Origin of the sequence: Pseudomonas sp. NBRC 111139, from assembly GCF_001753955.1 — a bacterium.
Lineage (GTDB): Bacteria > Pseudomonadota > Gammaproteobacteria > Pseudomonadales > Pseudomonadaceae > Aquipseudomonas > Aquipseudomonas alloputida.
In genome coordinates this window covers 20766-28607 of record NZ_BCBP01000079.1, presented here as the reverse complement: position 1 = coordinate 28607, position 7842 = coordinate 20766, and the positions used below count along the sequence as shown (strand labels likewise).

General features: G+C 62.2%; 10 protein-coding genes. 5 read left to right on the top strand and 5 right to left on the bottom strand.

Going from position 1 to position 7842, the window contains the following annotated elements:
* Positions 1 to 19: 19 nt before the first annotated feature.
* The gene (rssC, locus tag BJQ17_RS25885; RefSeq protein WP_003248823.1) at positions 20 to 502 is read right to left on the bottom strand and encodes an anti-sigma factor antagonist RssC; all 483 of its coding nucleotides are present in this window, start codon (positions 500 to 502) and stop codon (positions 20 to 22) included.
* Positions 499 to 1680: a two-component system response regulator RssB gene (rssB, locus tag BJQ17_RS25880; RefSeq protein WP_003248822.1), complete on the bottom strand. Its 1182-nt coding sequence runs from the start codon at positions 1678 to 1680 to the stop codon at positions 499 to 501. Before rssB ends, rssC begins: the two co-directional genes overlap by 4 nt.
* Before the next feature lie 270 nt (positions 1681 to 1950).
* Between rssB and BJQ17_RS25875 the strand changes: the two genes are divergently transcribed.
* The gene (locus BJQ17_RS25875; RefSeq protein WP_003248821.1) at positions 1951 to 2250 is read left to right on the top strand and encodes a PilZ domain-containing protein; all 300 of its coding nucleotides are present in this window, start codon (positions 1951 to 1953) and stop codon (positions 2248 to 2250) included.
* 34 nt (positions 2251 to 2284) lie between these two features.
* On the opposite strand, the gene BJQ17_RS25870 is transcribed toward BJQ17_RS25875, so the two are convergent.
* Positions 2285 to 2992 (bottom strand): VacJ family lipoprotein, encoded by a 708-nt coding sequence (locus BJQ17_RS25870; protein ID WP_003248818.1) that lies wholly within the window; start codon positions 2990 to 2992, stop codon positions 2285 to 2287.
* A 201-nt stretch (positions 2993 to 3193) separates the two neighbouring features.
* On the opposite strand from BJQ17_RS25870, the gene BJQ17_RS25865 reads away from it, so the two are divergent.
* Both BJQ17_RS25865 and BJQ17_RS25860 read left to right on the top strand, forming a co-directional pair.
* The gene (locus BJQ17_RS25865; RefSeq protein WP_012053149.1) at positions 3194 to 3757 is read left to right on the top strand and encodes a hypothetical protein; all 564 of its coding nucleotides are present in this window, start codon (positions 3194 to 3196) and stop codon (positions 3755 to 3757) included.
* 122 nt (positions 3758 to 3879) lie between these two features.
* Complete coding sequence (locus BJQ17_RS25860; protein WP_003248815.1) at positions 3880 to 4143, top strand: DUF4404 family protein; 264 nt, start codon at positions 3880 to 3882, stop codon at positions 4141 to 4143.
* 32 nt (positions 4144 to 4175) lie between these two features.
* Here the strand turns inward: BJQ17_RS25860 and queF are convergent, their stop codons facing one another.
* Both queF and BJQ17_RS25850 read right to left on the bottom strand, forming a co-directional pair.
* Positions 4176 to 5006 (bottom strand): NADPH-dependent 7-cyano-7-deazaguanine reductase QueF, encoded by an 831-nt coding sequence (gene queF, locus BJQ17_RS25855; RefSeq protein ID WP_070096829.1) that lies wholly within the window; start codon positions 5004 to 5006, stop codon positions 4176 to 4178.
* Positions 5007 to 5074: 68 nt separating this feature from the next.
* On the bottom strand, positions 5075 to 5602 hold the full coding sequence (locus BJQ17_RS25850) for a plastocyanin/azurin family copper-binding protein (protein WP_003248812.1): 528 nt from the start codon (positions 5600 to 5602) through the stop codon (positions 5075 to 5077).
* A 201-nt stretch (positions 5603 to 5803) separates the two neighbouring features.
* Here BJQ17_RS25850 and cinR point away from each other — a divergent pair, with 201 nt between their 5' ends.
* Positions 5804 to 6484: a two-component system response regulator CinR gene (gene cinR, locus BJQ17_RS25845; protein WP_003248810.1), complete on the top strand. Its 681-nt coding sequence runs from the start codon at positions 5804 to 5806 to the stop codon at positions 6482 to 6484.
* A complete protein-coding gene (cinS, locus tag BJQ17_RS25840; RefSeq protein ID WP_070096828.1) occupies positions 6481 to 7833 on the top strand; it encodes a two-component system sensor histidine kinase CinS in 1353 nt (450 codons plus the stop codon). Before cinR ends, cinS begins: the two co-directional genes overlap by 4 nt.
* Positions 7834 to 7842: the final 9 nt, after the last annotated feature.

The window sequence follows — 7842 nt, the reverse complement described above, 5'->3', positions numbered from 1 at the left end:
GGCCGGCACAGGCCAGAGATCAGCCCCGCTCCAGCGCATTGACCAGATCATGGAAGGCTTCGCGGTTGGAGTCATTCAGGCCCATGAGGATCTTGTGCGCCTCCAGCACCTTGGAGCGCACCACCTCTTCATTCTGGTCCTGCGACGGCAAGTCGGTCAGGCAATCGGTGCAGGGTATCGGCCGATCGACAATGTTGAACACCTGATCGAAGCCCATCGACTGCAATAGCCGTGAAATGTCCGGATTGGTAGTCACCACCGTCGGCAGCAGGCCCACCTTCTGCCGCGACAGGATCGACAGCTTCGCCAGCAGGCCCAGTGTGGTGCTGTCGATACTCTCGGTTTCAGTCAGGTCGATGACAATCGCCGAGAAGTTCAGCGCAGTGAAAATCTTCTCGATCGTCGCATCCAGCGCCGAACACAGGGTCAGGCGCACTTCACCAACGAATTTCAGTACGAAGGTACCGCTCTGCTCGGCGAACTGAATTCTACCGGTACTCATTGAAGGTTCCTGCTCAACACCAATAGGGCGATATCATCCGGCATCTCCCCAAGCGTAGCCAATCCAAATCGTTGACGCAGCCCATCCAGACTGCCACCTGCTGCCTTGACGATCTCCGGCAAGGCGGCTTCTTTATCTTTGAGCGTATCACCCGGCAAAAGGTCCAGAATGCCATCGGACATCAGGCTGAGGCTGAACTGCGGGGGCAGCTCCACCACCAGGTCCTGGTAGGTGGCCTCATCGAACAACCCCACCGGCAGGCCGCGGCCTTCCAGGTAGCGGCAATGCTCGGGGGTATACAGTACCGGCAACGGCAAATGGCCGCCGACAGCGTAGGTCAGCAGGCCGGACTCTTCGTCGATCACCCCGCCGACCATGGTGACGTGCTTGCCCAGCTTGCTGTTGATCAGGCCGCGGTTGATGTGGCTGAGCACTTCAGACGGCTTGAACTCACGCATCCTGCTGCGCTTGAGCTCGAACATGAGGCGCGTGGTCATGAATTTCAACAGCACGGTGACAAAGGCCGACGACGCCCCATGCCCGGATACATCGGCGAGGTAGAAAGCAATGCGCCGCTCGTCCACGCGGAAATAATCGACAAAATCACCCGAAAGGTACAACGACGGGATGATCTGGTGCTCGAAGGCGAACTCGCCGGCCACCCAGGGGCTTTCCGGCAACATGTTCATCTGCACCTGGCGACCGGCGGTCTGGTCCTCCTGCAACAGGTGCAGGCTGGCCTCCAGTTCGCGGTTGGCGGCTTCGAGCTTGTCGCGGTAGCGCTGGTTTTCCAGCACAAGGCGCGAGCGGTCGAGGGCGCGGCGCACCGAATGCTCGAGTACGGCCAGGTCTTCCAGCGGCTTGATGAGGTAGTCGGCGGCGCCCAGGCGCAACGCTTCCACCGCATCACTCATGACGCCGGCACCGGACACCACGATCACCGGCAACTGCGGCGCACGCTCGCTGACCTGACGGATCAGTTCGAGGCCGCCCATCTGCGGCATGCGCAGATCGCAGATCACGAGGTCGGGCTGGTGTTCTTCGAAGACCTGAAGCCCCTGCTGGCCATTACTGGCCTGGAGGACGCTGAAACCACTGTCTTCAAGGTAGGCGGCGAGGCTGGCACGGACCACGTCGTCGTCATCGATGATCAGCAGCGTTGCACTGGTTTTCTGCATGTGGGCGAACGGCGCCGATTTAGGTTGGTGCAGCGGTGTCGGCAAGGCAGACGGCCAGCTACGGGAATTCTTTATGGTCACACTCTACTTGAGTTGTAGGACAAGAACACCTGCCCGGCAACTGTCAGAGGTACCTTGTAAGGCGCAGACGGTACTCCCATCCGGCAGGGGTTTCAAGCATGCTGGGGTCGACCTCGCCGCTCTTTACAGGGCAAATCACCGGGAGTTATAAGAAAGTCGACCAGCGCAACCCGACGGGAAGGATGCAGCATGCCCCACACGCCCTCCAGCCATAGCGAAAAACGCGACTTCATTCGCATGCGCATCGACACCGAGGTCAGCCTTTTGCACGAAGGCCAGGTGATTGCGGCAGTGTGCCTGGACCTGTCCAGCGGTGGCATGCAAGTGCAGGCGCCGCAGCGCTTTCTGGTGGGTGATCTGATCGAGGTACGGATCGACTCCGACCATCCGGCGCTGAAGGGGCTGCATGCCAGCACCGAAGTGGTATGGATTGCCGACCAGCCGGGCGGGCAGCAGAAGTTCGGGCTACGGATCCTGGCCATGCATTGATCCTGAGGCCGCTTTGCGGCCCCAGGTTCACAGATCAGAAGTCGTCTTCGACCTCGCCATCCTTCACCTTGAACTCGCGGTTTTGCAGGTAGGCATTACGAATGAAGATGTACTTGTCACCCTGAATCAGCTTTTCGGCCGAGAGCAGGCTGGCGCGGGTGTCGATCACGTCCAGCGCAAAGATCGAGTTGCGCGTAGGCACGTGGTCGATGTAGCGATAGGGTTTGGTATAGGTGTCCGGGTACTTGGCCACACCGTCACGCACGGTGCTTGGGCCCAGCAGCGGGATGACCACATACGGCCCGCTCGGCACCCCCCAGTAGCCCAGGGTCTGGCCAAAGTCCTCGTCGTTGCGCTGCAGGCCCATCTTGGTACCCACATCGAAGAAGCCACCCAGGCCGAAGGTGGTGTTGACGATCAACCGCGCCGTATCCACGCCCGCCGCATGCGGCTTGAGCTGCAGCACGTCGTTGGCGAGGTTGGTCACGTCCCCCAGGTTGCGAAAGATGTTGTGGATGCCATCTTCGAGGAACTGTGGAGTGACCGCTTGGTAGCCCTTGGCCAATGGTTTGAGGGCATAGGTGTCGAGGGTATCGTTGAAGCGGAAGATCGGGCGGTTGACCGCTTCCCAGGGATCTTCCTCGGTGGCGGCCTGGGTGGCTGCCACGGGCGCCAGCAGCATGCTGGCGCAGACACAGGCCTGGGTGACTCGTTCGATCACACTGGCACCGATCCTACGCATAGATGTTTCTCCATCGAATTTCTCGGCCGCAAGCGCAACAGGTGGCGCTGCTGTTAAGGCGGCAGTATAGAGACTTGCGTGCTGATAAACAGCCTTACACATTTTTGCTGAATATTTTGTGAACAACTGTTGCGCAGCGGCCAATGTCACAAGACGGTAACAATCAACGCATAGCCTTCGAACCATTTGGGGGAAGTTGCCATGGACACTGCGCCCGCCTTCACTGCTGTGCTGTTCGGCTTGCGCGGCTGCCTGGTGCAGGCTACCCACGGCGCGCCATCACCCGCCCCCGGCGCCCTGGCCACCCTTGCCAGCCTGCGTCAGCGCCAAGTGCCGTGCATCTGGCTGGATGACCTCAATACCGCGCAAAGCGAGCGCCTGGCCCATGTGCTGCCCGACTGGCTGCCAGGGCATGCGGTCAATGGCGTGCGCTGGCCAGCGCCGAACGCTTGCTGGCAGGCACTGATGGCGCTGGACAGCGAGCGCCTGGATGGCTGCGTATTGGTCAGCGGCGACCCCCGCCTGCTGCAGTCTGGCCTTAACGCCGGCTTGTGGACAGTAGGCCTGGCCGCCTGCAGCCCGTTATGCGACCGCACTTCTGCACAATGGCAAGCCATGAGCCCGCAAGAGCAGGATCTGGCGCGCAGCAAGGCGACACTGGCGCTGTTCAGCCTGGGCGTGCACTCGGTGATCGACCATCTGGAAGCGCTGGACACCTGCCTGGTGGACATCGCCCAGCGCCGGCGCAAGGGCGAAAAACCCTGATACAGCAGCCTTGACGCGGATCATGCAAATCGCCAGCAGGTAGATTACCCTGAAGACAGGCCAGAACCTTTGCCACGCCGCTGAGGTCCATGGCTTGCCAAGCCATTGATGGAGAATAGCCAATGCCTGCCCGCGAATTGCAAGAGCGCCTGAACAGCTTGCGCGAGCAACTGGACCGCAACGTACCGCTTTCGGAAGAAGAGCTGGCCGCCCTGCACGAAGAGGCGCGCCAGATCGAGGCGCAACTGAAACTTGAGGAAGCCACGCCAGACAACAACCTGGTGGACGGCGTGAACCTGGCGATCGAGCGCTTCGAGGCCGACCACCCCGACCTCACTGCCACCCTGCGCAGCATTGCCAACTCACTGCACAGCATGGGGATCTGAAATAGCGGGGGCCGCTAAGCGGCCCCCCTGTATTACTGCCGAACCAGGCGTTTGTTATCCGGGCTGATCGCCCCGGTGCTGCGATACGGGTTGATGTCCAGCCCACCGCGGCGCACATAGCGCGCATAGACCGTCAGGTGCTCCGGCTGCAGCAGATTCTTCAAGTCCAGGTAAATCCGTTCCACACACTGCTCATGGAAGTCGGCATGCTGGCGGAAGCTGATCAGGTAGGTCAGCAGGCTGGCGTGGTTCAGCGCCCTGCCCTTGTACTCAACCACCACGCTGCCCCAATCCGGCTGGCCGGTGACCGGGCAGTTGGACTTCAGCAGATGGCTGTGCAAGGTTTCTTCCACCACCCGCGCCGGGTCGCAGCGCAACAGCTCTGGCTGCGGCTGCTCGTAGTTGCTGATGGCCACATCCAGTGCATCGATGCACTGCCCCGGTAACGCCACCACACCCTGGGCTTCAACCTCGGCCAAAGTGCGCACCTTCACCCCCACCGGCTTGCCGGCAGCGGCGGACAGGTCTTTTTCCAGGCATGCCTGCAACGCGTCCAGCGAGGCGAACACCGTCTGGTTCAGCGAGTTGAGGTACAGCTTGAATGACTTGGACTCGATGATGTTTGGCGAGTCCGCCGGGATGGCGAACTCGCCGATCGCCACCACCGGCTTGCCCGAAGGCAGCAGCCAGCTCAGCTCGAAGCAGTTCCAGTAATCCACCCCCTGCCAGGGCAAGGTCTGTGCAGTGACGCCCAGCTCGGCCCACTTGGCAGTACGCGGGATCGGGAACAACTGCTCCGGGGAGTAGGTGGCGATGTATTCGCTGGACTTGCCCAGCGGGGAATGTTCGGCAGCGGGATGCATGGAAACTGACCTAGAGGTTCGAAAATGCCCCTAGTCTACCGGTTTTGCACACCGCCTTGCAGGGCCAGTCACTCAATGGTCAATGTCCCGACCATACCCGCCTGGTAATGCCCCGGCACGTTGCAGGCAAACTCGATGGGCGCGGATTGGCGGAAGGTCCAGGTCAGTTCGGCGCGCTGGCCGGGCATGACCATCACAGTGTTGCCACCCCCGTGACCATGGCCGTCACCATGGTCCATCATTTGGCCGTGGTTCATCATCTTGCCGTGATCCATGCCTTCGTGGTTCATCGCCTCGGTGAACATCTTGCCTTGCATGGCGACCATTTCCTTCTGGTGTTCGGCATGCATGGCCTTGTCGCCCAGGTTGAATTCGTGCGGCAGCTTGCCCTCGTTGACCAGCACGAAGCGCACCGTCTCGCCGGCTTTTACCTGCAGGCTTTTTGGCTCGAAGGCAATGTCCTTGAGCACCACGTTGACCGTGCGGGTGGCCTGGGCCGCCGGGGCAGGCTCGCCAAAGGCGAAGCTCTGCGCCTGGCCAGCGAAAGCCGGCAGACTGCCCAGGATAAGGGTGGCGGCAATGAACAGGTGTTTCATGATGACTCCGGGGTTACACAATCGGGATTAAGCCACATTAGCCGGGGGCGACTGGCAGTTACCTGACAGGCACATTACAACTTTGTCAGCTTGGGCGGGCCGGCACATCGTCACGTATCATTTCACCCATCCCATTGCCCCTGTGCTAGCAGTAAAGCGACGCCATAGGCTACGCACAACCTTTCAGAATATGGACAGTGCATGAAACTGCTGATCGTCGAAGACCAGGCCCGCACCGGCCAGTACCTGAGCCAAGGCCTGAGCGAGGCCGGCTTTGCCACCGAGTTGGCTACCGATGGCGAGACCGGCCAGTTCCTCGCCCTGACCGGCGACCACGACCTGCTGATCCTCGACGTGATGCTGCCTGGCCGCGACGGCTGGCAGATTCTTCAGGCCGTGCGCCAGGCTGGCCTGGATACGCCAGTGCTGTTCCTGACCGCCCGCGACGCCGTCGAGGATCGCGTGCATGGCCTGGAACTGGGCGCCGACGACTACCTGGTCAAGCCGTTCGCCTTTTCCGAACTGCTGGCCCGGGTACGCAGCCTGCTGCGCCGTGGCACCAGCCCGAGCCAGGACACGACCCTGAGCCTGGCCGACCTGCGCCTGGACCTGATCCGACGCCGCGCCGAGCGCGCCGGGCTGCGCATCGACCTGACCGCCAAGGAGTTCTCACTCCTTGAGCTGCTGCTGCGCCGCCAGGGTGAGGTGCTGCCAAAATCGCTGATCGCCTCGCAGGTGTGGGACATGAACTTCGACAGCGACACCAACGTGATCGAAGTGGCCATCCGCCGCCTGCGCCTGAAAATCGACGACCCGCACCCCAACAAGCTGATCCACACCGTACGGGGCATGGGTTACGTACTCGAAGAGCGCGCCGAGTGATGCGCCGGATTTCCCTCGGCAGCCGCCTGGCCCTGCTGTTCGCCGCCTGCACGGCCACCGTCTCGCTGGGCGCCGGCCTGCTATTCAGCCGGGCCAGCGAGCAGCACTTCGTCGAACTTGACCAACAACTGCTGGACTCGCGCCTGTCCTTGTTTCGTACGCAACTGGCTGATGTCAGCACGGCTGATGAGCTCCAGGCCCGCCTGCCTGCCCTGCGCGATGAACTGAGTCACCAGGCCGACCTGGCCTTGCGTATCAGCGCCAGCAATGGCGCCACCTGGTTCGAAAGCCGCAGCGGGCTGCCGCAAGCAGCGCTGGCCACCGGGCTGGCCACCCTGCATGCGCAAGGCATCGACTACCGCAGCCTGTCCGTGCCCTTGAAACAGGGCACCATGCAGTCGCCGCAACTGACCCTGTACCTCGACATCACCCACCACCAGCACTTCCTGCAGGGCATGCAACGGCTGATCTGGCTGACGGTCGGCCTGTCGGCGCTAACCACCGCACTACTGGGTGCCTGGGCCGCCCGCAGCGGCCTGCGCCCATTGCGGCAGATGGGCCAGGTGGCCGCCAGCGTGTCAGCGCGTTCGCTCACCACCCGTCTGCCGGTGGCGCAGATGCCCGAAGAGTTGGCCGAGCTGGCCAGCAGCATGAACGCGATGCTGCAGCGCCTGGACGATGCCTTCCAGCGCCTGTCAGCGTTCTCGGCCGATATCGCCCACGAGTTGCGTACGCCGCTGTCCAACCTGCTGACCCACACCCAGGTCACCCTCACCCGCCCACGCAGCCTCGAAGAATACCGAGAGGCGCTGCATGGCAACCTGGAAGAACTGCAATGGATGGCGCAGATGATCAACGACATGCTGTTTCTGGCCAAGGCCGACCACGGCCTGCTGGTACCGGGGCACGCGCCTTTGACGCTGCATGACGAGGTGGATGCGCTGCTGGAGTACTACGCGCCTCTGGCAGAAGACAACGACGTGCAGATGTTGCGCGAGGGTGAAGCCGTACTGCACGGTGACCGGCATATGCTGCGCCGGGCGCTGTCCAACCTGCTGGACAACGCCATGCGTTTTACCCCGGCAGGAGGACAGATCAAGGTGACCCTGGGGCCGGGGCCGACGATCAACGTGGCCAATACCGGGCTGGCTATCGACCCGGCGGCGCTACCGCGGCTTTTCGACCGTTTCTACCGGGTGGACCCGGCGCGGCGGGAAGGCAGCAGCGAGCATGCGGGGTTGGGCTTGGCAATTACCCGGTCGATCGTGCAGGCCCATGGCGGGTGCATACGGGCGGAGTGCGAGGGTGGGTGGACCCGATTCGTGATCGAGTTCGCTCAAGATCGGTAACCCTGGGGC